This window comes from Epilithonimonas zeae (genome assembly GCF_023278365.1).
Classification (GTDB): domain Bacteria; phylum Bacteroidota; class Bacteroidia; order Flavobacteriales; family Weeksellaceae; genus Epilithonimonas; species Epilithonimonas zeae_A.
Genome location: NZ_CP075338.1, coordinates 306,002 through 332,022 on the forward strand (window position 1 = coordinate 306,002; position 26,021 = coordinate 332,022).

Consider the following 26,021-nt stretch of genomic DNA (forward strand, 5'->3'; position numbering starts at 1 on the left):
CAGTTGTTAAAAACCTTTAGATTATTCTAAAGGTTTTTTATTTGAATAATTCCAAAATCTCGTCAACAGTCACTTTTCCGAAATAATCTGTGATGTTGGTTTTAGAAATAATTTGGTTTAAATTTTCAATATCGTGCTTTTCATCGATTAATAAATCTTCCAATTCTTCAATAGGTTTTGAAGCAAAAAAGTCACCGAATATTTTGGCTTTTTTAATAATTCCTTTTTCAACGTCCAAATGGATTTCTATAAAACCTGCAGGAATCTTAATTGCTTTTTTGAAGTTATAATTCGGAGAAAATCCGAAGTTCCAATCCCAAGTTTCATATTTTTCTTTTACTAATTTCTCAATGGTTTGAATATCTTCATCTGTGAAATTGTAGATTTGTCCATTGTCGGAACCTTTCAGGATTTCGTCAATCAGCTTTTGTTTCAGAACTTCTATCGAGGTTCCTTCTGGTAAATAATCAATCAGATTGGTCACTCTGGAGCGATTGGATTTTGTTGCTTTATCAAGAAATTTTAAAGGATTGACTTTCAAAGCATCACTCAGAACACTCATTTCAGAATCGAACAAAATCGTTCCGTGCTGAATCATTTTTCCGCTTCGAGCCAATTTTGCATTGCCACTGAATTTCTTTCCGTCCACCAAAAGGTCATTTCTGCCTTCCAGTTTTGCGGGAACATTCCAGTCTTTCAAAAGCTGAAGGACCGGACTTGTGAATTGTGAAAAATCCATAAAATCATAATCGCCCAAAAGCGTGTGAAAAGAGAAATTAAGATTCCCCAAATCGTGATAAACCGTTCCTCCGCCCGACATTCTTCTTACAACTTTGATGTTATTGTCATTCACATAATCCAGATTGATTTCTGCCAAAGTATTCTGGAACTTCCCAACAATAATCGAAGGTGCATTGATGTAAAGAAGGAAAATATTTTCGGTCGGAAATTTGGTCAGCAGATATTCTTCGGAAGCAATATTGAAAAAAGCATTGTGAGAAGGGGAGTCTATGATGAGCATATCGTTCTATTTTCTAACAAAATTACTGAGTTTTTGCCGTTAATAAAATTGATTTTATTTAGAACTTTCCTTAATAAAAAAGAGCACTCTTCAAAAAAGAAGAAATGCCCTTTAAAAATAAAAACCTTAAAAATTCAAATATTTATAATGATACGCCTCGTTTCCAAGGAATAAACACATCTTGTTTCAATTGGTCTGCTTTTGTTTCTACGTTTCCACTTGCCAATTCTATAATATAATCTACGATTTCTTCGCCCACTTCCTGAATGCTTTTTTCTCCGGTGATTACAGTTCCTGCATTAACATCGATGATGTCAGACATTCTGTTGATCAATGCAGTATTAGACGATATTTTCACAACCGGTGCGATTGGATTTCCCATAGGATTTCCTAAACCTGTTGTAAATAAAACGACTGTTGCACCGGCACCCACTAACCCTGTGGTACATTCAGCATCGTTTCCGGGAGTGTTCAATAAGTTCAGACCTGGTTTCGAAATATATTCACCATAATCTAAAACATCTACAATAGGAGCGGTTCCGCCTTTTTTAGAAGCGCCTGCAGATTTCATTGCGTCTGTAATCAAGCCGTCTTTGATATTTCCCGGCGACGGATTCATATCAAACCCAGAACCTGCATCGACTACGGATTTCTCAAAAGCTTTCATTAATGATAAAAACTTATCTGCTTTTTCCTCATCCACACATCTGTTCATCAATTCCTGTTCCACGCCGCACAATTCCGGGAATTCTGCCAAGATTGTTTTTCCGCCCAAGGCTGCAAAAATATCTGAAACAACGCCTAAAGCCGGATTCGCAGAGATACCTGAAAAACCGTCAGAACCACCACATTCCAGACCTATGCTTAGTTTTGAAACTGGTGCAGGCTGGCGTTGGATTTTATTGGCTCTTTTTATGGCTTCAAAAGAATCTTTGATAACCATTTGGAACATTTTATCTGTAGTTCCTATTTTCTGCTGTTCAAAAATTAAAATCTCTTTATCGCTGTTCGGGCTCATCTCTTTCAAAGCATTTTGAAAAATATCAACCTGCAGATTCTGACAACCTAAACTCAAAACCGTTGCTCCAGCCACATTGGGGTTGTTCACATAACCGGCAAGCAGTTTTGCCAAAAGTTCCGAATCCTGACGGATGCCACCACAGCCACCTTGGTGATTGATAAATTTAACTTCGATGTTATCCAGAAGGTTCTCATTTCGGGATTGGTCTTCCACTTCTTCCACGCTTTTTTCTTCAATCAGAGAACGCAGGAAATTCTTATAAGAAACTTCTTTTTTCGGTAACAATTCGTTCTCGAAAATATCTTTCAGCTTCTCGATATTTTTGTTTTCACAAAACACCAATGGGAAGAATAACCATACATTTTTGGTTCCCACTTGTCCGTCAGCACGATGATATCCATTGAAGGTCTTATCTTTCCATTTATCCACATTTGGCGGATTCCAACCCAAATCTCCTGTCTTTTTGAAAACCTCTTCACTCTCGTGTTTTACGTTTTCAGTCGTGATAACTTCACCTTTTTGGATTGGCTGATTTGCTTTTCCAACGATTACGCCATACATAATGATATGGTCGCCAGCCACAAAATCTTCTGCCGCGAATTTATGTTTTGCTTTCGTATCTCTCAGAACCGTGTAATCTGCACCTTCAAGATGCACGATTTCTCCGGCAGACAAATCCGTCAGCGCAACAATGATATTGTCTTTAGGATTGACTTTTAAAACTTTCTTTTGCATAATTTTCAGATTAAATTATTCTCAATAATTTGGGCAGCTGGTTCCGTCTTCCGCTCCCAATCTTTTCACTCCGCTGCGCTGCGTAAAAAGGATTTCCGCTCAAGCCGGGCTGCTGCAATTCAATGGTTAATTATTGAACAAAAATTACTGAATGAAACTTTTATACCCTTCTTCAATTCCTGTGGAATCGATTGCACTTAAAGCCTTGGTTACAGCTTCTGTTAATCCAGGAACCTGAGTCAGATCTGTATCCCAGAAACTCACTTCAGATAAAGCATTTTTCGCTACTTCTCCAAGGTCGTTAGTTGACCAGATTTCTTTGAATCTTTCCAAAACCGGCGCATCATCGCTTACAGGAAGTTGTTTTCCATCAAACTCACCTTGGTAGAATCTAATCAACGCTGCTAATGCAAAAGTCAAATTAGTTGGTAATTCATTCTTGATTTCAACATACTTCAGAAAGCTTGGTAAAACTCTCACTTTGAATTTTGAAACCGAATTTAGTGCAATGCTGGAAAGCAAATGTTTCAGGAACGGGTTTCTGAATCTGTCAAAAACTTCATCCGAAAACGCCGTCAATTCTTCTGTTGATAAATCTAGGGTAGGGATGATTTCGTTATAAACCGTATCAGAAATCCACTTTCCTGCAAAGTCTGCATCAATCGCTTCTTTCACAGTTTCTTTTCCGTCAAGGATAGAGAAAGCCAACATTGCGGTGTGAGCACCGTTCAGGATTCTAACTTTTCTGGTTCTGTAAGGCGTAATATCATCCACTATCAAAACCTGGTCATCAATTTTATCAAAAGGAATCAAGGCTTTCAATTTCTCATCACCTTCGATAACCCAAAGTAGGAACGCTTCGCAAACTACCATCAGATTATCATCATAATCCAATTTAGCTTCGTATTCATCTTTTTCTTCTCTCGGATAACCCGGAACAATTCTGTCCACCAAAGTGTTGTGGAAATAGTTGCTGTTTTCTATCCAATTAGAAAATTCTGAACCTAGATTCCAAAGCAAAGCATATTTTAGAATATATTTCTTTAATGTCAAAGCATTATTTTCAATCAATTCGCAAGGAATGATATGAAGTCCTTTCTCCGAATCGCCATTAAAATGCTTGAATCTCTCATAAAGGAAAGCTGTCACTTTCGCAGGGAAATTCTTGTGAGGACCTGAATCTAAAGACGTTTCAGATTCATCAAAAGCAATTCCTGCTTCAGTTGTATTGGATAAAATGAACTGTAAATCTTCGCCTTTCGCCAGCTCAAGATACTCCGCATAATTTTCGTAAGGACTGAATGAACGCTGGATTGCAGAAATCACTCTCTGGTCATCTACGATCTGGCCTTTTTTCACACCTCTCACAAAAAGCGTGTAAAGATTATCCTGTTCTTCCAACATATCGACAAGACCACCAACAGTCGGCTGAACAACAGCTACACCAGCATTGAAACCAGCTTCTTTGTTCATCTTGTCGATTAGGTAATCTACAAATGCACGAAGGAAATTACCTTCCCCGAACTGTAAAAATTTGATTGGAAGTTTCTCAGTCGAACCTGAGTTTTCACGGTTAAGTTTTTGTTTAGTTTGATATTCCATTTCTTTATTCTTTAATGATTTTGTATTTAGGAACCAATGATTTCATCACAAACCACGCAATCAGATAAGCCACTGCGCAGATTGAGAAAATAATCATATATCCTTTATCGATACCGTCTGAGATGACAGCACCGGAATTTTTCAATTGAATCAACAGATCATCAGGAAGCCTTGTATCCTTGAATTCAGGATATTTTTCTAAAAGTGGAATCCCGTCAATAGTTGTCCAGGCTTTGTGGGCGTGGTCAAACAATAATCCAGAACCTTTATTAATAAGAAATGAACCGATTCCGCCAGCCATTCCACCGATTCCTGTAATCGTAGCAATTGCTTTTTTCGGGAACATATCGCCAACCGTTGAGAAAATATTAGCCGACCAAGCCTGGTGTGCTGCACCTGCGATTCCGATAATCAAAACCGGAAGCCAATAAGAGATAGTTCCCGCTGGTTGTGCCACTAAAGCTAATAATGGAAAGAAAGCGAAAATCAACATCGCACGCATTCTTCCTGCATAAGGATTCATTCCTTTTTTGTCTACAAAATATTTTGGAAGCCAGCCTCCGACAATGGAAACCAAGGTTATCATATACAAAACGAAGAGTGGTAATGCACTTTGCGTGCTATCCATTCCGTAAACTGAGCTCAAGTAAGCCGGAGTCCAGAACAGGTAAAACCACCAGACACCATCTGTCATAAATTTACCAAAGATAAAAGCCCAAGTCTGTCTGTATCCAAAAGCTTGTTTCAAGCTCATTTTTTTCTGAGGAACTTCTGTTGTTTCTTCTGCGACATCGTCCTGGTCCTGTTGGATGTAAGCCAATTCGTGTTCGTTAACTTTCGGATGCTGATGAGGTTTTTTGTAATAGAAAATCCAAAGTCCCATCCAAACGAATCCAAGCGCACCAATGATGATAAAGGCCATTTCCCAACCCATCGATTTAGCGATGAAAGGAATAGTAACTGGCGCAGCTAATGCACCAACAGTTGCCCCAGCATTGAAGATACTTGTAGAAAACGCTCTGTCTTTTTTAGGGAAATATTCTGCAGTGGTTTTAATCGCTGCAGGAAAGTTTCCCGCTTCACCAACCGCTAAAACAAATCTTGCAAAGATGAAAAGCGTCACACTTGTGCTTGTAACAAGCGATATATTGTTGAGAGTTCCAATGATTTCTTTTGATTCTGCAAATCCTACCAACCAGTTTCCTGTTAAGATTCCCGAAGTTGCAATACCACAGAATGCGTGTAAAATAGCTCCAATTGACCAAATGAAAATTGCCCAAAGAAATCCTTTTTTCGTATCCATCCAATCCACAAACTTTCCGGCAAACAACATACTTATTGCGTAAAAAATTGAGAACAATGCCGTGATGTTTCCATAATCATTATTATTCCAATGGAACTCGGGTTGGATAAAATCTTTCCAGGTCAAAGAAAGAACCTGCCTGTCAAGATAATTGATGGTCGTAGCAATGAACAGAAGTCCACAAATAGACCATCTGAAATTACTCGGTTTTAAGGATTTGACTGAACTCATATTGGTTTTAGGAATTTAGTTTTCAATAATTATTTGATAGATTGGATGATGTCCAATACTTTTTTCGTTTCGTTTTCGATGGTTGTGTAATCTTTGGCAGCCATTAGTTCTTTACTGACTAATTTGCTTCCCATTCCAACCGCGGAAACGCCGGCTTTGAACCAGCTTTCGATGTTTTCTTTTGTTGTGTCAACGCCACCTGTCGGCATAAATATCAAGTTTGGAAACACATCTTTGATAGCACTCATAAATCCAGTTCCTAAAGCATTTCCAGGGAATAACTTGACGAATGTTACACCTGAATTTTCAGCTTCGATGATTTCGGTTGGCGTCATACAACCTGGGCTATACAATACATCTTTCGGAATCAGGAATTCTGCAACTTCTGAAACAAATCCCGGGCTGATGAAAAAATCAGCACCAACATTGTAATAATCTTCTGCTTGTTTTTGATTTTTAATGGTTCCGATTCCAAGCAGCATATCCGGCATTTCGGCATTACGGATTTCTACCATTTTTGTGAAATTACTTAGTGCAGATTCGCCCCGGCTTGTATATTCTACTGCTCGGATTCCTGCTTTGTAAAGCGATTTCAGTATTTCTAAAGTTACCGTTTCATCAGCATTATAATACAAAGGCAAAAGTCCTTGCTTGATGATGGCATTCGTAACTAGTTGAATCTTTGTCATTTTTTTAAATTTTTACTTTAAAAACTATTTTTCTGATGAAACCATTTCCAATCATTGGCGCGTGGACGTCATTGGGATAAAAAACAGCAAACTGATTTTCATTTAATTGGAAAAACATATCCGGATTATCATTGTAAAAAAGAACATCTTTTTCTGCATTGTATTCTCCGATTGGGTTTGCGCATTTTTGCCTTGATTTCCAACCAATATTTTCTATTCCCTTCAGACAGATTTGAATATCAATATTTTGATTATGACATTCGAATTTGGAAAGACTTTCTTCTTTTGTTTTGGCCATTTCATCAAAAACAATCATTCGAAGACCTTCCTCAATCTCTGTAACTCCAACCTCTAAAGCATCTAAATTTTTGTATTTTAAATACTCGAAAGCTTTTTCAAATAATGGATTGAGCAAAGAATATTGAGAAGCATTTTCTAATGTATCTATAATCATTTTTTTCTAAATTATCTTTTAATTCTTCCTCCTGAATTGCCATTCATTACTTCCAGAATATCATTAGCGCTACTCAGATTTACATCGCCTAAAATCGTGTGTTTGATGGCGCAGGCTGCGTTAGCAAATTTCAAAGCTTTCTCATCATCGAAGTGGATTAAACCGTAAATCAAACCTGCAGCAAACGCATCGCCGGTTCCGATTCTGTCCACAACAGGATTTACTTCCAGACTTTCGGTTTCGAAATATTGTCCGTTAACGAAAGCTCTTCCTTGTGTCGCCTGATTGCTCGCTGTAACACCAATTCTGGTCTTATCAAATACTTTTTTGATAGAAGGAATTTCTTTCATTAATGTCTCAGCAGCATTGATAAAACTGTCTTTGTCATAACCGAAAGTTGTTTCCAGGACTTCATTGATTTCATTCACACCACCGATGAAAATTGTAGAGTAGGAGATGAGTTCCTTAAGAACCGAAAATCCTTCTTTTCCGTATTTCCAAAGATTGGAGCGATAAGCCGGGTCGGCTGTGATTTCTATTCCTTTTGAATAGGCTAATTGTAAACCTTGCTTCAAAGTTTCATAAGCACCTTCCGAAATTCCGGGAGAAATTCCTGTCCAGTGGAAATACTCAGCACCTTCCAGAGCTTTTTCCCAATCTACTTGTTCCGGTTTGATGTTGGCAAAAGAGCCATTCAATCTATTGTAAGAAATTCGACTTGCACGCATCGCGGAACCAACTTCCAAGAAATATAAACCAATCGGATGTTCTGTTCTATTGACGAATTGCGTATCAATTCCGTAACTTTTCATTGCTGCAATGGCTGATTCTCCGATGAAACAATCGGAAACATTGGTGATATGTCTGGTCTCGCATCCCATAATTGCTAAAGACGCACCGACATTCATTTCTGTTCCTCCGAAGAAGAATTCCATTTCGCGGCTTTGTCTCAGCATTTTGCTGTCGGACGGAGACAATCTCATCAATACTTCGCCAAAGGTTACAACTTTGCTCATTTATGTAGTTTTTTTAGAATCGTGATTCTTAATTTTTTTTTTCTGAACGCGAAGAGCGCAAAGATTTTTTATTTAATTCTATGTTTTAAGTTCATAAAGGCGTAAAATTTAACAATGTTCGCAGTGAGAAATTAATACTTTATAAAATCTTCTCTAAACGGACTGAAAACATCTACCAAAATCCCGTCTTCCAGACATTCGACGCCGTGAAGAACATTGGAAGGAACGAAGAATGAATCGCCTTTCTTCAAAATTGAAATATCTTCTCCGATGTTGACTTCAAATTTTCCTTCTGCAACATAAGTCACCTGAATATGAGGATGTTTGTGTTTGTAACCAATTCCGCCTTTTTTGAAACGGACATTCACCATCATTACAGATTCGTCGTAGCCTACAATTTGGCGGTCGATGTATTCATCTATTTTCTCCCATTCTGTTGAATCGGATTTGTAATATATTTTGGATGTTTGTTTTGTTTCCATTTTATTTTGAACACAAAGTGCACAAAGATTTTTTATTTAATTCTAATGTTTTTAAGTTCACAAAGTCCTTCGACTCCGCTCAGGATGAAAACTCTAATAGTAACTTTTTAATCCGCGAATCACTCGCAGCCCGACTTGAGCGGAAATCCTTTTTTGCTTCTACTTTAGTTCTATATTAAACTGAAATGTTCTGCAAAAAAGATTGACTTCGTCGAACCACTTCGTTGGGTTTGGGAGCCCTTCGTCAAGCTCAGGATAAACTACAGGCGGATTAAGCTGCCTTAATTATTTTTATCTTAAAAGTTGAAATATTCCTTAGCGTTAAAATAACAAATATCTGCCACAACTTTTCCTACCAAATCCAAATCCTCAGGAAGTTCGCCAGACTCGATTTCGTTTCCTAAAAGGTTACACAATACACGTCTGAAATACTCGTGTCTTGGGAACGAAAGAAAGCTTCTGGAATCGGTCAGCATCCCAACAAATGTGCTGATGAGTCCCATATTGGAAAGGGCGTTCATTTGTTTTTCCATTCCGTCTTTTTGGTCCAAAAACCACCATCCGGAACCAAATTGAACTTTTCCTTTCACTGAACCGTCATTGAAATTCCCAATCATTGTTGCCATAATTTCGTTATCGGCTGGATTCAGGTTATAGATGATTGTTTTAGTCAACTTGTCCTTAGAATCCAATGTGTTCAGGAATCTCGAAAGGTTCGCAGCCTGACTGAAATCGCCTATGGAATCCCAACCTGTGTCTGGTCCAAGAACTTTCAACATTCTTGCATTGTTGTTTCTCAAAGCGCCCAAATGATATTGCTGAACCCAACCAAATGAATGGTAAGTCTCACCCAAGAACAGCAAAATTGCTGTTTTGAACTGCTCAATCTGATGTGGCGTTAAGGTTTCTCCTTTTCTCTTCGTTTCAAAAATTGAGTTGATTTCTGAATCTGTGAACGTTTCAAAAGAAATGTTATTCAATCCGTGGTCACACAATCTGCATCCATTGGCGTGAAAGTATTCAATCCTTTTGATTAGCGCATCCTGTACATCCTTGTAAGAGTTGATTTCGATGCCTGCAGATTCGACTAATTTATCGATGTAAGAATTATAATCCTCGTTATCAATCAAAATCGCTTTGTCCGGACGGAAAGCCGTGCTAACTGTGATTCCGATATTATTTTGTTTGATTGTTTGATGATACTCTAAAGTGTCAATCGGGTCTTCTGTCGTACAAACCGTTTCTACGTTTCTCATTTTTAACAATCCTCGAACAGATTTCTCTGGCGTTTGAAGCTGAGCGGATACATTTTCGTAAACTTGGTCAGCGTTTTTTTCGCTTAACAAATCGTAAACATCGAAATATCTTGCTAATTCTAAATGTGTCCAATGGAACAAAGGATTTCTCAATGTATTCGGAACTGTTTTTGCCCAAGCTGCGAATTTTTCTTTGTCAGAAGCGTCTCCGGTGATGAATTTTTCGTTAACGCCCATTGTTCTCATCGCTCTCCATTTGTAATGGTCACCACCAATCCAAACCTGAGTAATGTTCTCAAACTGACGGTTTTCTGCAATCTCTTTCGGAGGCAAATGGTTATGATAATCGATGATTGGTTGGTTTTCAGCAAATCTGAAATACAACTCCTCAGCGAATTTGTTCTTTAATAGAAATGTATCTGTGATAAATGGTTTTGTAAGTGTGTTCATAAGACTAATAGATGATAGACTGATAGATGATAGACTGATAGATGAAAGACTTTATTCGTTTGAAGGTTTTCCGATGGTTGCTAAGATTCCGCCGTCAACGTAGATGATTTGTCCATTAATAAACTGACTCGCTTCGGAAGCTAAAAATATTGCTGTTCCAGCCAAATCTTCGGGATTACCCCAACGACCTTCCGGTGTTCTGCTGATAATGAACTCATTGAAAGGATGTCCATCCACACGGATTGGTTCTGTCTGAGACGTCGCAAAATATCCGGGACCGATTCCGTTTACTTGGATATTATGTTTTGCCCATTCTGTTGCTAAATTTTTAGTAAGCATTTTCAATCCGCCTTTTGCAGAAGCGTAAGCCACAACATTATCACGACCCAATTCGCTCATCATAGAACAAATGTTGATAATTTTACCAGATTTTCTTGCAATCATATTTTTGGCGACCAACTGAGACATAATGAAAGGTCCTGTCAAATCTACATCAATCACTTTTCGGAAATCGGAAACTTCCATTTCCAGAGCCGGGATTCTTTTGATGATTCCGGCATTATTAATAAGGATATCGATTTGCTTGTGATTGGTTTCGATTTCTGCCACTTTTTCAGCAGCAATTTTCTCGTCTGTCACATCAAAAATATATCCTGTTGCTTTGTATCCTTTTGACTGGTAATAAGCAATGGCTTCTTCCAATTTGGATGGAGTAGTACTGGTTACAACCAATTCCGCTCCTGCTGAAGCCAAACCTTCTGCCATTGCCAAACCTAAACCGTGTGTTCCTCCAGTTACTAATGCTACTTTTCCAGTTAAGTCAAATAAATTTTTCATTTAAATATCTTTAGATAGAATATTTCAAATATTTTTTTTCTCGCTGATTTTATAGATTTAGCAGATTTGAAATCTGCATAATTTGCTAAATCTGCGAGGATTAATGTTTTTCTTTTATTTTAATTCGTCCGTTTTTACAGCATCCATATCGCCGTAGTCCATATTTTCTCCCGCCATTCCCCAGATAAATGTATAATTGGAAGTCCCAACACCAGAGTGGATAGACCATTCCGGAGAAATCACGGCATCTCTATTTTTAAGGAAAATGTGTCTTGTTTCCTGAGGTTGTCCCATAAAATGAGAAACCGTTTGACCTTCTTCCAAATCGAAGTAGAAGTAAGCTTCCATTCTTCTGGTATGCGTGTGAGAAGGCATTGTATTCCAAACGCTTCCTTCGTGCAATTCCGTCATTCCCATCTGAAGTTGACAAGTTTCGAGAACACTGTTTACTAGTAGCTTATTGATTGTTCTTCTATTAGCATATTTCGAATCACCTAATTCTACGATTTCAGCTTCATTTTTTGTAACCTTTTTTGTTGGATAAGAATGATGAGCCGGAGCAGAATTGATATAGAAATATGCTTGTTCACCCTCAACATTTTCAAAAGTTACGTTTTTATTTCCTTTTCCTATATATAATGCTTCCTTATTATTAAGTTCGTAAACTGTTCCGTCAACTGTTATTTTTCCTTTCCCACCAACATTGATGATTCCGATTTCTCTTCTGTCTAGAAAGTTTTCAGCTTTTAGTTCATCAATTGTTTCAAGCTTTAAAGCTTTGTCTGTTGGCATTGCTCCTCCTACAATTAATCTGTCGTACATTGTATAGACTAATTTGATTTGTCCTTCTTGAAATAAATTGTTGATTAGGAATTCTCTTCTAAGATCTTCTGTTGTGTATTTTTTTGCATCATTCGGATGATGAGCGTATCTGAATTCTGAAGTTGTCATTTCTTTATTATATAAATGTTAACTAAAAATTAATTGTGTAATCGATTGCATTAATAAATACTCTTTTTGGCACAATAAATAATTTCTGTAAATATATATATAAATATTAACCAAGAAAGAAAAATTTGAAATAAATTTTAATTACTTTAATATCAATGCTTTGAGCTGTTTTTATTGATGTTTTTAATTATTATTTCTGTCTGTTTTGTGCTCTATTTTGCACTGCCATGTCAAATTTGTGCAATATTTTGCATTTTACCAATTTTTATTGCTTTAAACATTGTTTTAAGTTGTCGTTGTATTTAATTTATTGATAATGAATTGATTAAATTTATTTTTGTGATGTTCTTCTCATAGAATATATGAAGTCTAAAAAATTTGATTTTGAATATAAAAAATGCTACAATTTCCAAAAATGACTTTCTTAAGTTAAATTTTGGTTAATTAAAAATTGATGATATCTATCATTTTTTGACTCGATTAATCGAATATTGTAGCTAAATAAAAATTATTTGATATAATTTTTAATATTTATTTTTAAATGAATGTGTTTTTTAATTCATTGAAAATGAATTATTTAATTGAGTTTTCGTAATGTAAAAAATTACTATGTTAAATTAATATTAATAAAAAATTGATTTTTTTTATTTGCCAATTGAAAAATAATCTTAGTTTAGTCGAGTTAAGAAAAATTAAAAATTTTAAGTGCAATCGATTGCATTTTTAACCTGTTTTTCAAGACAATTTTGAGTAAAAAACATTACTAAAATTATAAAAACTAAAAAATATCTATGAGTGGTTTAAAATTAGGTATTCAAAGTGCTTTTATAAAAACGACAATTGCGTCGGTCTTTTTATTACCCGCCTTTGGATTAGCTCAAGAATTAATTAAAGTTTCAGGAAAAATTACTTCTGACCAAAACAAACCTGTACAAAATGTAGAAGTTACTGTAAGAAACTCCAAGTTTTCTACAATGACCAACAAAGCAGGACAGTATGAGCTTAACGTTCCCAAGAATGCGACGCTTATTATCCGTTCCAAAGGTTTTGAAGAACAGGAAGTAGAAGTTAATGGAAGGACTAGCATTAATGTTTCCTTAGCAAAATTTGATGGCAATAAAGAGAAGGCTATTGACGAAGTAGTTTTGGTTGGTTATACAACTGTTTCTAAAAAAGATGTGACCAATTCTGTTGCCTCTGTAAAAGGAGATCAATTGAATGATATGCCTGTAAACAGTGCTGCGGAAGCTATCCAAGGTAGAATGGCTGGTGTGCAGGTAACATTTGGAGAGGGGGCGCCAGGTTCTGATCCTGAAATCAAAGTGAGAGGTGGAACTTCTATCACCCAGGATAATGCGCCTCTTTATATTGTAGATGGAATCCAAATGGATAACGCATTATCATTAATCTCTCCAAAAGAAATTGAGTCGATTGAAGTCCTTAAAGATGCATCTTCAACCTCTATCTATGGGGCAAGAGGTGCAAACGGTGTTGTTTTGATCACTACAAAAAGTGGTAGAAAAAATGCCAAAACTACTGTGAATTACAATGGTTATACAGGAGTAAGATCTATTGCTAAAAAATTGGACGTAATGAGTCCTTATGATTTTGTGCTTTATCAATATGAGCTTTATAATAGAGATGGCGATCCTCAGCTCCATGATAAGTTTATTAGTTTATATGGTAATTATGAAGAAATAAGAGATGCTGAAGGAAGGATAATAGATCCGGGAATCAATAGATATAAAACCATCCAAACGAGAGATTGGCAGGAAGAAGTTTTTGGTAAAGAAGCATTCAACTTTACTCATAACTTGAACATCTCCGGAGGTAATTCCAATTCTGCTTTTACATTATCATTAAACCACGTTGAAGAGGATGGGATTATGATTAATTCTGGCTATAAAAGAAATATGGCCAACTTCAAGTATGATTTTGATATCAGCAAAAAATTGAAAGTAGGAGTGACAGCAAGATATAGCCAAACTTTCATCAATGGTGCTGGAACTGCAACTGCAGGCTCTCAAAGTACAAACAGACTTAGAAATGTTATCCGATACAGACCATTTGAAAATGGATTAGGTACGGGAACAGGTTCAGACGAATTTGATACAGACGATTTCGCAGTGACTAACTTGGTAAATCCAGTGTTGCTTTCTAATAACGAGATCAAATATAATAATGCCGATAACTTATTCTTAAACGGCGTTATTACGTATAATATCTTCAAGGATTTGACTTTCAAAAGTACGATTGGATATGTACAGAATGATCAGGAGATTCAGCAATTTTCTGGTCCTAAAACATACTTGTCTAGAATCTATTCTGATATGTCTGTTGTTCAGTTAACAAGCAATCAAAGTAGAAGAATAACTAATACCAATACGCTAGCATATAAGAAAAAAATAGGCAATCATAAAATGGATTTCTTATTAGGTCAAGAAATTGTGAAGACAGATGGTAATAAAACAGATATGACTGTAAGATGGTTGCCAACTTCTATGGATGCTAACCAAGCGTTTGCCAACATTATTCTTGCCGCTCCACCAGCAGGAATGGTTCAAGATGCTCCTTATGCAGGTGTTTTACCTCCATATAGACTGGCATCTTTCTTTGCTAGAGCCAATTATATTTATAACAACAAGTATATCGCAACTTTATCTATAAGAAGAGATGGATCTAACTCATTTGGACCAGCTAACAGATGGGCTAATTTCCCATCCGCATCATTGGCTTGGAAAATTGGAGAAGAGAACTTTCTGAAAGATTCTAAAATAGTTAATGATCTTAAACTACGTGTCGGTTATGGTCAATCTGGAAATGATAGAATTGCAGCATTCTTGTTCGATACATTCTACAATCCTTCCAGCACATATGGATATACAGGTGGAGTTGGAATCATTACAGGAGCGGCTGCAGGAAACATTAAGGCAAATAAGAACATCAAATGGGAAGCAACGGTTTCTAAAAATGCAGGTTTAGATTTTACACTTTTCAATAAGAGAGTTTATGGAGCAATTGATGCTTATATTACAGATACAAAAGATTTGTTATTACTAGCAAAAATCCCTCAGACTTCTGGTTACGAGTATGAATATCAGAACTCTGGAAAAACTCAGAACAAAGGATTAGAATTCAGTTTAGGAGCTATTGTTGTAGGTAATGAAAATTTTACTTGGAAAACAGATTTCAACCTTGCGGCTAACAGAAATATGATCAAAAGTTTAGGTTCAGTAACTCAGTCTGGAACAGATTTTTATCTGCAACCTTCCGGATGGGTTAATAACTTATTTGATTTCAAAGTTCAGATTAATCAGCCAGTTGGGATGTTCTACGGTTATGTAACGGAAGGTAGATATGAGGTAAGCGATTTTGATTTCAATCCGGCTAATAATACTTATAAGTTAAAAGATGGAATCCCGACAACCAGTTCTGTAGCTTTAGGAAACAGAGCAGCGCAACCAGGAGATCTTAAATTGAGAGATATTAACGGAGATGGAATAATCGATAATAAAGATCAAACAGTCCTAGGAAACGCTCAACCAAAATTCTACGGAGGTTTCAACCAAACTTTCAAATACAAAAATTTTGATATGAGTTTGTTCTTCAACTTCTCTGTTGGAAACAAAGTTTATAATGCTAATAAAATTGAGTTCACGACCAAGTATCAGTATACAGACCAAAATATGTTAGGCGATATGGCCAACAGATGGAGATGGTTTAATGATGAAGGTGTAAAAGTTACAGATCCTACTGCATTAGCAGCTCTGAATGCCAATACTACAATGTGGACGCCAACAGGAGGTAACTATTTCTTACATTCGTACGCAATAGAAGATGGATCTTTCCTGAGATTGAATAACGTAACAATCGGATATTCATTAAATAAGGATGCGCTTAAAGCCATTGGTATTACCAATTTGAGATTATATGCTACGGCAAATAATGTATTTACAATTACCGGTTATTCGGGATATGATCCAGAGGTAAGTACTAGAAAAAGTACACTTACTCCTGCTGTAGATTATGCAGCATTTCCACGAAGCAGATTTTTCTTAACAGGTATTGATGTAACTTTTTAATTCAAAAAAAATGAAAAAACATAGACTTTTAATTGCAATATTGAGTTGTACACTTACTTTATCTACAGTTACTTCTTGTGATAATTTCTTAGATGCAGAGAACATTTCTAATTCTAATGAAGAGCAGCAGTTTGATAGTACTGCAGATACTTTCACAGCATTGATTGGTGTTTACAATCAGGTTATTGGTGATGATGGATACGGACAGAGAATCAGTTTATATTTTCCTCAGTCAGCAGACGATTTCAAAACGTCTGGAGACTATAACTGTAATGATAGAAGAGGACTGAGTACTTATGGAGCTTGTACCTCAAATCCAGATCTTAACAAACCTTTCTTGAAATTATATTCAGGGATAGAAAGAGCCAATCTTGTTATCAAAAATATTCCATTATCAAAAGTAATGCAATCTGGCTCTGAAGCTGATAAGAAACTAATGAACCGTTATTTGGGAGAAGCTTATACTTTAAGAGCGTTATTCTATTTTGACTTGATCAAAAACTGGGGAGATGTTCCAATGCAAATGGTGCCTTCTTCAGATTTGGAGTCGGTTTATTTACCAAAAACAGACAGAGATGTCATCTATGACAAAATCATTGCTGATTTGGAAACGGCATCTAATCTAGTACCTTGGAGATCAGAAGCTAACAGCAGCAATACAAGAATTACGAAGGCGGCCGTGAAAGGACTTAGAGCAAGAATAGCTTTGGCTAGAGCAGGCTATTCTTTGAGAAGAGAACCAAGAATTATGGCTAAAGGTTCCAATTCTCAAACTTATTATCAGATTGCTTATGATGAGTGCAAATCGATTATCACAGAAGGACAACACGGTTTGAATGGAAACTTCGAAGCAACTTTCAGAGCATTACACGACAATACAGAAGATGCAGCGCACGAAGTGATTTTTGCGGTCGGAGCTTTTGGTGGTAACGCAGCAACAGATAGTAAAATAGGTTATTATAATGGAATGAGACACGGCGATGGTTCTAACTGGAAAAGTAGTGGCGGGATCAATGCTATCGCAACTTATTTCTATGAATTTAGCAAATACGATGTTAGAAGAGATATTACAGTAGCATCAATGCAGATTAATGATGCCAACCAAGCGATATTAGCAACAGGTGCTGTTTGTACCGATGGAAAATTCAGAAAGTCTTGGACCAGTGTTACAGGAACTGCACAACAATTGGCGATTGACTGGCCTTTATTAAGATACTCAGATATTTTATTAATGTTTGCTGAGGCAGATAACGAACTGAATGGTTCTCCTTCTGCTGAAGCTGTAAACGCAGTGAAGCAAGTAAGAGATCGTGCGTACGTAGGTAACTTAGGACAAGCAGGAACTATCCCAACAGATAAAACAGGTTTTTTCAATTATATCGTTAAAGAAAGATTATTAGAATTTGGAGGAGAAGGTCTTAGAAAATATGACTTAATCCGTTGGAATCTTTTGGCGACAAAAATTGCTGAAACAAAGCAAAAGCTAACAGACTTATTGAATGGAACAGGGCAATACTCAACAGTTCCTTCTTATTTATACTACAAAGCTTCGCCTTACGACAGAACAAAAACTGCTCAGGCAGCATTGCAAGCTATAGATATATATGTTCAGCCGGGGACGACAAGAGAAGATGTTTATTATACACCTTCCGTAACAAGTACACCAGCTGGTTATACAAGAGTCAACTGGAGAGTTGCAGTAACTGCAGATTATATCAGCAGTCCTTTGAAAGGTTATGCTCAGTATTTTGAAGCGAACAGAAAAGAATTGTTCCCGATCTACGATGATATTATACTATCAAACTATAATCTGAAACAAGATTACGGTTACTAGGATATAAGAAATTCTGGACTAGAATTTTTTAAGTTATTATATTTTTAATTTTTTTTGAAGAATCACTCTGTCAGGGTTTTATGCCCTGATGGAGCTGACTCTAAGGACTTCTTTGTCCAAATTTTAAACAAAGACTACTGCTATTATTTAAAATTAGTTAATGAGATGGGTTCGTTGAGGTTCAACACTAATTATAATAATTACTTTTTATAAAAACTCGTAAAAAACTCATTTAATAAATTTTATATGAATAAACTGAAACTACTTTATGTATTCTTTTTACTTGCATTTATGCAGGTATCAGGACAGTCTGTTACGTTTAACGAATCGGCAGGCTGGATAGAAACTGCCTTTGTAAAATGGCAGCCGGTGGAAAATGCCGGTAGATACAATGTTTACTATTCTGGTGAAGGTGTAGTCAATAAGCAGGTCGATGATTATTTGATTCGTAGCTACGGATCATATCTGAGAGCTGATATTTTGGGATTAAAAGCAGGAAATTATACGATTACTGTTAAGCCTGTGATTCTGGGAATCGAAGGTTCTGGCTCTACAACGGGAACTTTGACCGTTCTACCCCAGGACAGAAACGGTTTTGCTTTCCACGGCGGAAGAGTTCCTGGCGGATACAAAGCTGACGGAACACCAAAAGATAATGCAGTGATTCTTTACATTACTGAAAAAAGTAAAAACACGATCTCTTTCAATGTAATTACGAATAACAACGGAAATACAACTAATTATGTTGGCTTCCAGAATATCTTTTCTGGAATCAAAAAAGGAATTGATAAGAGACCATATATTTTCAGACTGGTAGGTAATATTACAGATTTTACCGATATGGAAGGTGGTGATCTTGTGGTTGAAAACAAGAATAACGATTTAAGTTACATCACTGTAGAAGGTGTTGGAGACGATGCAACAGCAAACGGTTGGGGAATTCGTGTTAAGAATGCTACCAATGTTGAGATTGCGAATCTTGGATTTATGAATTGTGACAGCAGCGAAGGCGATAACATCGGGATGCAGCAAAACAATTCTTACATCTGGGTTCATAACAACGACTTGTTCTACGGACACGCAGGTAGTGACGCAGATCAGATCAAAGGAGATGGCGCATTGGATAACAAAGGGACATCTTATGCAACGTATTCTTACAACCACTTCTGGGATTCTGGGAAAGCAAGTTTATTAGGTCTAAGTGAAAATACAACTGCTGGTTTGTACGTGACCTACCACCACAATTGGTTTGATCATTCAGATTCCAGACATCCGAGAGTTCGTTATTATTCGGCTCATATTTATAACAATTATTTTGACGGAATTGCAAAGTACGGTTCTGGCTCTACAGAAGGTTCATCTTTATTTTTAGAAGGAAACTATTTCCGCAATGCAAAAAATCCAATGATGATCTCGCTTCAGGGAACAGATGTTTGGAATCCTTCAAAACAAATGAATGATCCAACTAATCAGGGAACTTTCTCTGGCGAAGATGGCGGAATGATTAAGGCTTTCAATAACTTGATGGACGCTGATATTGCAACCAATTCTATGCGTTTTGTAGCTTATGCAGACCCTAATCCTTTATATAATATCGAAGGGAAAATCAGTTCATTGACAGATTTTGATGCTTACTTAGCAGCAACTCGTGGCGAAACTGTTCCGGCAACTGTGAAGTCGAAAGTGGGTGCAAAAACGTATAATAACTTTGATACAGATGCTTCGCTTTATGTTAAAAATTTATCTGTTGAAGAACCAACTGTAGCGAGAGACAGAACAAAATTATATGCTGGACGTGCTCAAGGTGGCGATTTCAAATGGACTTTCGACAACACTGTGGATGACAAATCTTACGCAGTAATTGCAGGTCTTAAATCTGCGTTGACAAACTATGGGACTTCTATGGTTTATATTCAGGCAGAAGGTAGTTCTCAGACTTTGGTTAATACTTCTGGAAACAAAGATCAAACGGTTGCTACAGGTGCTGCAGTTGCTCCAATTGTCTTCACTTGGGGTGGAGATGCGACAGATGTTACATTAACTGGTGTTACAAATGGTCTTACTTTCACAAAAGATGCAACGGCTAAAACTGTTACAATTACTGGAACACCAACTCAAACTACTTCTTACACGGTTACAACTGTTGGCACTTCAGGAACTTCAGCTTCTATCAGTGGAACAGTAACAGTTGGTACACCTGGAAATCCGGGATCAACAGATGGAATGATTCACAACTTCACAACATCTGGAAAAATAAGTACATTCTATGCAATTACAGGTAATATGAACTCTACGGATGGTTCTCAGTCTTACGACGGATTAACGTTGACAAAACGTTTCAAAATGGAATCTTCTACGAGTATCAAATACACTACAACAGCAGAATCTACATTAACTTTGGTTTTCGATGCTGATTTTGCTAAAGTGGTTAAGTTCGATGGCGTGAATTATACAGCGGCCAATGGTATTGTTACAATTCCTAATGTTGCAGCTGGAGAACACACGATTACAAAAGGAGATACAACCAACTTGTACTATATCAAGACGGTTTATGCAACAATGGCAACATCCGATATCAACAAAGCCCAAGTCACTTTATATCCAAATCCGGTATCAGATCATTTATATATCAACACCGCTGGACAAAAAGTTCTGAGCGTTAAAGTTTACAATTTTGCAGGTGCTTTGGTTAAGAACATTGTTGATGCAAAAGCGGATTCAGTTGATTTGAGAAACCTTGTATCAGGTAATTATATCATCAGCATCACAACTGATAAAGGAACAATTACCAAAAAGATTATCAAAAAATAACCATACATAACTTAATGTCTATCTGTAGTTTTCAGATCACATTATTTAATTGTTAAATTCATACAGGTTTTCATCCCGAAAGGGGTGGAAACTTGTATATTTAAAAAAAGATAAGCTCAATTTCATAATTGAAATATCAACGAAGTCAAAATCTTAGTGACCTTAAAAACATTAATTATTAAAATAAAACTTAGTGACTTTTGTGTTTAAAATAAGTTCAAAAATTTCAATGAAGATGTCAAAAACCAAAAATCTATTGTTGTTTTTTTCTTTCATTCTTGTTTTGATTGTTATTAATTCTTTCAGCGTTATTCATAATTCTGAAAAAGTTTATACAGTTTCAAAAGACGGAAAAGGAGATTTTAAAACAATTCAGGAAGCGGTCAATGCAGTTGAAGATAGATTTGAATCTAAAACCAAAATCATCATCAAAAAAGGAATTTATAGAGAGAAAATTACAATTCCAGCAACCAAAGGTGCTATTTATTTTCAAGGCGAAAGTTTGGCAGAAACCATTATTGTGAATGATGATTTTGCATCTAAGAAAAATGCTGAAGGAAAAGAAATGGGAACGACAGGTTCTTCCACGATTTTTATTTTTTCGGATAATTTCTCGGCAAAGAATATCACGTTTCAAAATGATGCTGGAAAAGTAGGACAAGCCGTTGCCGTTTTGATTACAGGTGATAAAGCCATTTTTGAGAATTGTAGATTTCTTGGATTTCAAGATACACTTTATTTAAAAGGAGAACAGGATGTTCCAACTCCTAAAAAAGAAATTCGGCATTACTTCAAAAACTGTTATGTCGAGGGAACAACTGATTTTATATTCGGTGCAGCAACAGCAGTTTTCAAAGATTGTACAATCTATGCAAAAGAAAGTGCAACTTATCTTACGGCAGCTTCAACACCGGAAAATAATAAATATGGTTTTGTTTTCATCGATTGTAAAATCGTAGGCGAGGCGAAACCAGAATCTGTTTATCTGGGAAGACCCTGGCGACCTTTTGCTAAAACAGTTTTTATCAATACAGACATTTCGAATGTCATAAAACCGGAAGGTTGGCACAATTGGAATAAGCCGGAAGCTGAAAAAACAACTTTCTATGCAGAATTCAATTCGAAAGGAGTTGGAGCTAATTCAGAAAAAAGAGTCGCTTGGTCTCATCAAATAACCAAGGAACAATTCAAAAAATACTCAATTAAAAATATTCTTTCAGGAAAAGACAACTGGAGTTTTAAAATGAAATAAAAGTTAGTATTAAAAAGTAAAAGTAATTAAAATGAAATTCAGTAAACTCAAAATATTAACCATCGCAGCTTTAGCAGCAGGATTATTCTTTTCCTGCGCACAACAGCCGAAGCAAAATAATCAACAAGTTTCGAAGGTTGTGAGACAGACCATTTCTACAAAACTGCCTTGGTCAGAAAGAATGATGCAATCCGAGATGAAGCGTTTTCCCGAAGCCTGGATGCTGGATTTTCACAAATCGCCAAAATGGAGCTATCCCAACGGATTGGTTTTAAAAGGTGCGGAACAACTATTTAAGAAAACAGGAAAAAGAGAATATTACGATTATATCAAAGCTTATGCAGACGAATTAGTCAATGCAGATGGCACAATCAAAACCTACGATATCAACAAGTACAATCTCGATATGCTGAATTCCGGCAATGTTTTGATCTATCTTTTTCTGGCAACTAAAGATGAAAAATATCTAAAAGGCGCTCAATTGTTGAGATCACAGTTAAACGATCATCCAAGAACTTCAGAAGGCGGATTCTGGCACAAGAAAATTTATCCGAACCAAATGTGGCTGGACGGTTTATATATGGCGGAACCTTTTTATGCGAGTTACACAAGGTTGTTTAATGATGGTGCGGAAGCTGAAAAAGCTTATAATGATATTATTAATCAGTTTGATGTAATTCAGAAACATATGGTTGATTCTAAAACAGGATTGTTGTATCACGGTTGGGATGAGAGCAAAGAACAACAATGGGCAGATAAACAAACCGGACTTTCTCCTAATTTCTGGGGAAGAGCGATGGGTTGGTACGGAATGGCGATCGTAGATGTTTTGGATTATCTGCCAGAAAATCATCCGGGAAGAGAAAAATTGATTGGTTATTTGAAATCTTACTCAGAAGCTTTGTTGAAAGTTCAAGATGGTAAAACAGGTCTTTGGTATCAGGTTTTGGATAAAAGCAATGAAAAAGGAAATTATTTGGAAGCTTCAGCTTCATCAATGTTCGTCTACACTTTTGCAAAAGCAGCCAGAAAAAAATATCTTCCAACTTCTTACAAAACAGTTGCAAAAAAAGCCTACAACGGAATCCTGAAAAATCTAATTACAGTAGAACCTAACGGAGTCGTTAATCTCAATAAAAACTGTGCTGTGGCAGGATTAGGCGGAACACCTTACAGAAGCGGAACTTATGATTATTATGTGAATGAAGAAATCCGCTCCAACGATCCAAAAGGTACCGGACCATTCATCCTCGCTAGTTTAGAATTAGAAAAATAGAATTATAAATCTGTTTTTTAATTCTTTGTCTTTCTTTGTTGATTTTTACGCCTTTGCGAACCTTAAAATATTTTCAACAAGTTCAAAAAAATCTTTGCAGACTTTGCGTTAAAAAATATTCTATAAAAATTTAAATTATTGAAAATTAACAAGAAACATATCATCCTATTCTTTTTTACATTAGCATTGAATCCGATTTCTGCACAAAAAACGAAACCTTATGTTTCAGAAGTTTGGGTTTCGGATTTAGGAAACGGAATGTATAAAAACCCTGTTTTGTATGCAGATTATTCCGACCCGGATGTGATTCGTGTTGGCGATGATTATTTTATGACGGCTTCCAGTTTTAACGAAATGCCAGGTTTACCAATTCTTCATTCGAAAGATATGATCAATTGGAAGTTAGTGAATTATGCCATTACAGATTTAATTCCAAAAGAACATTTTAATCAACCAAGACGTGGCGACGGCGTTTGGGCGCCAAGTATCCGTTTTCACAACAATGAATATTACATCTATTGGGGCGACCCGGATTTCGGAATTTATATGTTAAAAACCAAAGATCCTTTCGGGAAATGGGACGAACCTGTTTTGGTAATGGAAGGAAAAGGTCTTATCGATTCTTGTCCGTTTTGGGATGAAGATGGTCAGGCTTATTTGGTTCATGGTTGGGCAGGAAGTAGAGCAGGAGTCAAGAGTATTTTGACGATTAATAAAATGAATCCGGAAGGAACAAAAGTTCTGGACAAAGGTATTCACGTTTTCGACGGACACGATGCGCATCCAACTATTGAAGGCCCGAAGATGTATAAACGAAATGGTTATTATTACATTTTTGCTCCGGCTGGTGGCGTAGCGACAGGCTGGCAATTGGCTTTACGTTCAAAAAATATATACGGACCTTATGAAGAGAAAATCGTTTTAGAAAAAGGTTCAACTAAAATCAACGGACCACACCAGGGTGCTTGGGTTGATACACAGAATGGCGAAGATTGGTTTTATCATTTTCAGGATGTAGACGCAGGCGGAAGAATCGTTCATCTTCAACCGATGAAATGGGAAAAAGACTGGCCAATAATCGGAATTGATAATAATAAAAATGAAATCGGAGAACCGGTTCTAACTTTCAAAAAGCCAAATGTTGGCAAATCGTATCCAATTGAAACTCCTGCAGAATCGGATGAATTCAATGATGATAAAATCGGTTTGCCATGGCAATGGAGCGCAAATGAAAATGTTGTTTGGTCAGCGAAACTTGTGGGAAAATATTATCTGAGATTGTTTTCAATCAAAATTCCGGATGGCGAAAAAAATCTTTGGAATGTTCCGAACTTGTTGACTCAGAAATTCCCGGCTCCAAATTTTGCTGCCACTACAAAAGTCAAATTATTTCCCGAAGATGCCAAAGAAGGAAAAACTGCAGGACTTCTGGTAATGGGGATGGATTACCAGTCATTAGTGATTACCAACAAATCTGACGGATTTTATCTTCAATTAAGAAATGCTCAAAAAGCAGATAAAGGCGGTGAAGAAAAAATTCTGAACGAAATCAAATTAAAATCAAACGAAGTTTACCTGAAAGTCAATGTCAGCGAACCCAACGGAGTCTGTACTTTCAGTTATAGTGAAAATGGGAAGAAGTTTGAGAACATCGGTGAAACATTTCAGGCAAAACCTGGAAAATGGATTGGTGCAAAAGTCGGAATTTATTCTGTCAGCGATTCCAAAGTTTCAAGAGGTGGTTACGCCGATTTTGATTTTTTCAGAATTACAAAAAATTAAAATGAAATAAATTATAATTATCAAAAATGAAAATATCCCTCAAAAATATCTCAACAGCATTTTTTATCACAGCTTCTGTGATGATTGTTGCTCAGACAGAACAGGATAATCAAAAAGAGAGAATCGTTCAACCTTCCAAAGATAAAAGCACAACCAATATTTTTCTAGCCGGTGATTCTACGCTGACAGATTATACTTTGGAAAGCAATTATCAGGAAAAGCGTTATCCACAGCAAGGTTGGGGCGGTGTTTTTCAAGAGTTTTTTGTTGCTGACAGTCTCAAAACTTTCAAATCTCCATTAGCAAAAAATGTTTTGGTTGTTGATAAAGCTAAAGGTGGAAGAAGTACGAGAACGTTTTTTCAGGAAGGCAGATGGCGATATATTTTTGAAAATCTGAAACCGAAAGATTGGGTTTTGATTCAGTTTGGTCACAATGATGAATCGGAGAAAAAGGTTGACCGTTATGTGGATGTTCCGGGTTATAAGGAATATTTGAGATTGTACATTCATCAGGTTCGGGAGAAAGGAGCAACGCCGGTTTTGGTCACGCCTGTTTCCAGAAATTACCCTTGGAAAGACGGTGTTTTGGGTGACAGCCACGTAGATTATGCGAAAGCGATGATAGAAGTCGGGCAGGAACAAAAAGTGGATGTGATTGATTTGAATAAGCTTTCCAGAGAATTCTTCACACAAAAAGGAAAAGACTTTGTCACAACAACTTATTTTATGAATCTTCCCGAAGGCAAATTCACAGCTTATCCGAATGGACAAAAAGATGATACGCATTTCCAGCCGGAAGGTGCAAAAGCAGTCGCTCAGCTGGTTTATAATGAATTCAAAAAAATAGTAAGCAAGAAATAATTTTTAAATACAAAATTTATCTCGCAGATTTTGCCAATTCAGCAAATTTAAAATCAGTCTAATCTGCGAGAAT

Annotated in this window: 18 protein-coding genes; 7 read left to right on the forward strand and 11 right to left on the reverse strand. The window is 36.5% G+C overall.

Annotated elements, in window-relative coordinates; genetic code table 11:
* Positions 1 to 37: 37 nt before the first annotated feature.
* From KI430_RS01205 to kduI, 11 genes are all read right to left on the reverse strand, one after another.
* The gene (locus KI430_RS01205) at positions 38 to 1,021 is read right to left on the reverse strand and encodes a lipoate--protein ligase (RefSeq protein WP_248876477.1); all 984 of its coding nucleotides are present in this window, start codon (positions 1,019 to 1,021) and stop codon (positions 38 to 40) included.
* 142 nt (positions 1,022 to 1,163) lie between these two features.
* On the reverse strand, positions 1,164 to 2,777 hold the full coding sequence (locus KI430_RS01210) for a UxaA family hydrolase (RefSeq protein ID WP_248876478.1): 1,614 nt from the start codon (positions 2,775 to 2,777) through the stop codon (positions 1,164 to 1,166).
* A 144-nt stretch (positions 2,778 to 2,921) separates the two neighbouring features.
* Entirely contained in the window at positions 2,922 to 4,379 is a 1,458-nt protein-coding gene (locus KI430_RS01215) for a tagaturonate reductase (protein ID WP_248876479.1), read from the reverse strand.
* A gap of 4 nt (positions 4,380 to 4,383) precedes the next feature.
* Positions 4,384 to 5,913 (reverse strand): MFS transporter, encoded by a 1,530-nt coding sequence (locus tag KI430_RS01220; protein WP_248876480.1) that lies wholly within the window; start codon positions 5,911 to 5,913, stop codon positions 4,384 to 4,386.
* 29 nt (positions 5,914 to 5,942) lie between these two features.
* A complete protein-coding gene (locus tag KI430_RS01225; protein ID WP_248876481.1) occupies positions 5,943 to 6,602 on the reverse strand; it encodes a bifunctional 4-hydroxy-2-oxoglutarate aldolase/2-dehydro-3-deoxy-phosphogluconate aldolase in 660 nt (219 codons plus the stop codon).
* Positions 6,603 to 6,606: 4 nt separating this feature from the next.
* Positions 6,607 to 7,056 (reverse strand): YhcH/YjgK/YiaL family protein, encoded by a 450-nt coding sequence (locus tag KI430_RS01230; protein WP_248876482.1) that lies wholly within the window; start codon positions 7,054 to 7,056, stop codon positions 6,607 to 6,609.
* 11 nt (positions 7,057 to 7,067) lie between these two features.
* Positions 7,068 to 8,072, reverse strand: a complete 1,005-nt coding sequence (locus KI430_RS01235; protein ID WP_248876483.1) for a sugar kinase — start codon at positions 8,070 to 8,072, stop codon at positions 7,068 to 7,070.
* Positions 8,073 to 8,203: 131 nt separating this feature from the next.
* Positions 8,204 to 8,554: a cupin domain-containing protein gene (locus tag KI430_RS01240; RefSeq protein WP_248876484.1), complete on the reverse strand. Its 351-nt coding sequence runs from the start codon at positions 8,552 to 8,554 to the stop codon at positions 8,204 to 8,206.
* 296 nt (positions 8,555 to 8,850) lie between these two features.
* A complete protein-coding gene (uxaC, locus tag KI430_RS01245; RefSeq protein ID WP_248876485.1) occupies positions 8,851 to 10,260 on the reverse strand; it encodes a glucuronate isomerase in 1,410 nt (469 codons plus the stop codon).
* Positions 10,261 to 10,311: 51 nt separating this feature from the next.
* Entirely contained in the window at positions 10,312 to 11,097 is a 786-nt protein-coding gene (locus KI430_RS01250; RefSeq protein WP_248876486.1) for a gluconate 5-dehydrogenase, read from the reverse strand.
* A gap of 114 nt (positions 11,098 to 11,211) precedes the next feature.
* Complete coding sequence (gene kduI, locus KI430_RS01255; protein ID WP_248876487.1) at positions 11,212 to 12,048, reverse strand: 5-dehydro-4-deoxy-D-glucuronate isomerase; 837 nt, start codon at positions 12,046 to 12,048, stop codon at positions 11,212 to 11,214.
* Positions 12,049 to 12,839: 791 nt separating this feature from the next.
* Between kduI and KI430_RS01260 the strand changes: the two genes are divergently transcribed.
* From KI430_RS01260 to KI430_RS01290, 7 genes are all read left to right on the forward strand, one after another.
* Complete coding sequence (locus tag KI430_RS01260) at positions 12,840 to 16,130, forward strand: SusC/RagA family TonB-linked outer membrane protein (protein ID WP_248876488.1); 3,291 nt, start codon at positions 12,840 to 12,842, stop codon at positions 16,128 to 16,130.
* A 10-nt stretch (positions 16,131 to 16,140) separates the two neighbouring features.
* On the forward strand, positions 16,141 to 17,964 hold the full coding sequence (locus KI430_RS01265; RefSeq protein ID WP_248876489.1) for a RagB/SusD family nutrient uptake outer membrane protein: 1,824 nt from the start codon (positions 16,141 to 16,143) through the stop codon (positions 17,962 to 17,964).
* Positions 17,965 to 18,210: 246 nt separating this feature from the next.
* On the forward strand, positions 18,211 to 20,775 hold the full coding sequence (locus tag KI430_RS01270) for a T9SS type A sorting domain-containing protein (RefSeq protein ID WP_248876490.1): 2,565 nt from the start codon (positions 18,211 to 18,213) through the stop codon (positions 20,773 to 20,775).
* 235 nt (positions 20,776 to 21,010) lie between these two features.
* Positions 21,011 to 22,027 carry a pectinesterase family protein gene (locus KI430_RS01275; protein WP_248876491.1) on the forward strand — a complete coding sequence of 339 codons (1,017 nt, stop codon included), beginning with the start codon at positions 21,011 to 21,013 and terminating at the stop codon, positions 22,025 to 22,027.
* Positions 22,028 to 22,058: 31 nt separating this feature from the next.
* Positions 22,059 to 23,303, forward strand: coding sequence for a glycoside hydrolase family 105 protein (locus tag KI430_RS01280; RefSeq protein ID WP_248876492.1), 1,245 nt, complete (start codon positions 22,059 to 22,061; stop codon positions 23,301 to 23,303).
* 144 nt (positions 23,304 to 23,447) lie between these two features.
* A complete protein-coding gene (locus KI430_RS01285; protein WP_248878225.1) occupies positions 23,448 to 25,085 on the forward strand; it encodes a glycoside hydrolase 43 family protein in 1,638 nt (545 codons plus the stop codon).
* Positions 25,086 to 25,111: 26 nt separating this feature from the next.
* Entirely contained in the window at positions 25,112 to 25,948 is an 837-nt protein-coding gene (locus KI430_RS01290) for a rhamnogalacturonan acetylesterase (RefSeq protein ID WP_248876493.1), read from the forward strand.
* Positions 25,949 to 26,021 lie beyond the last annotated feature (73 nt).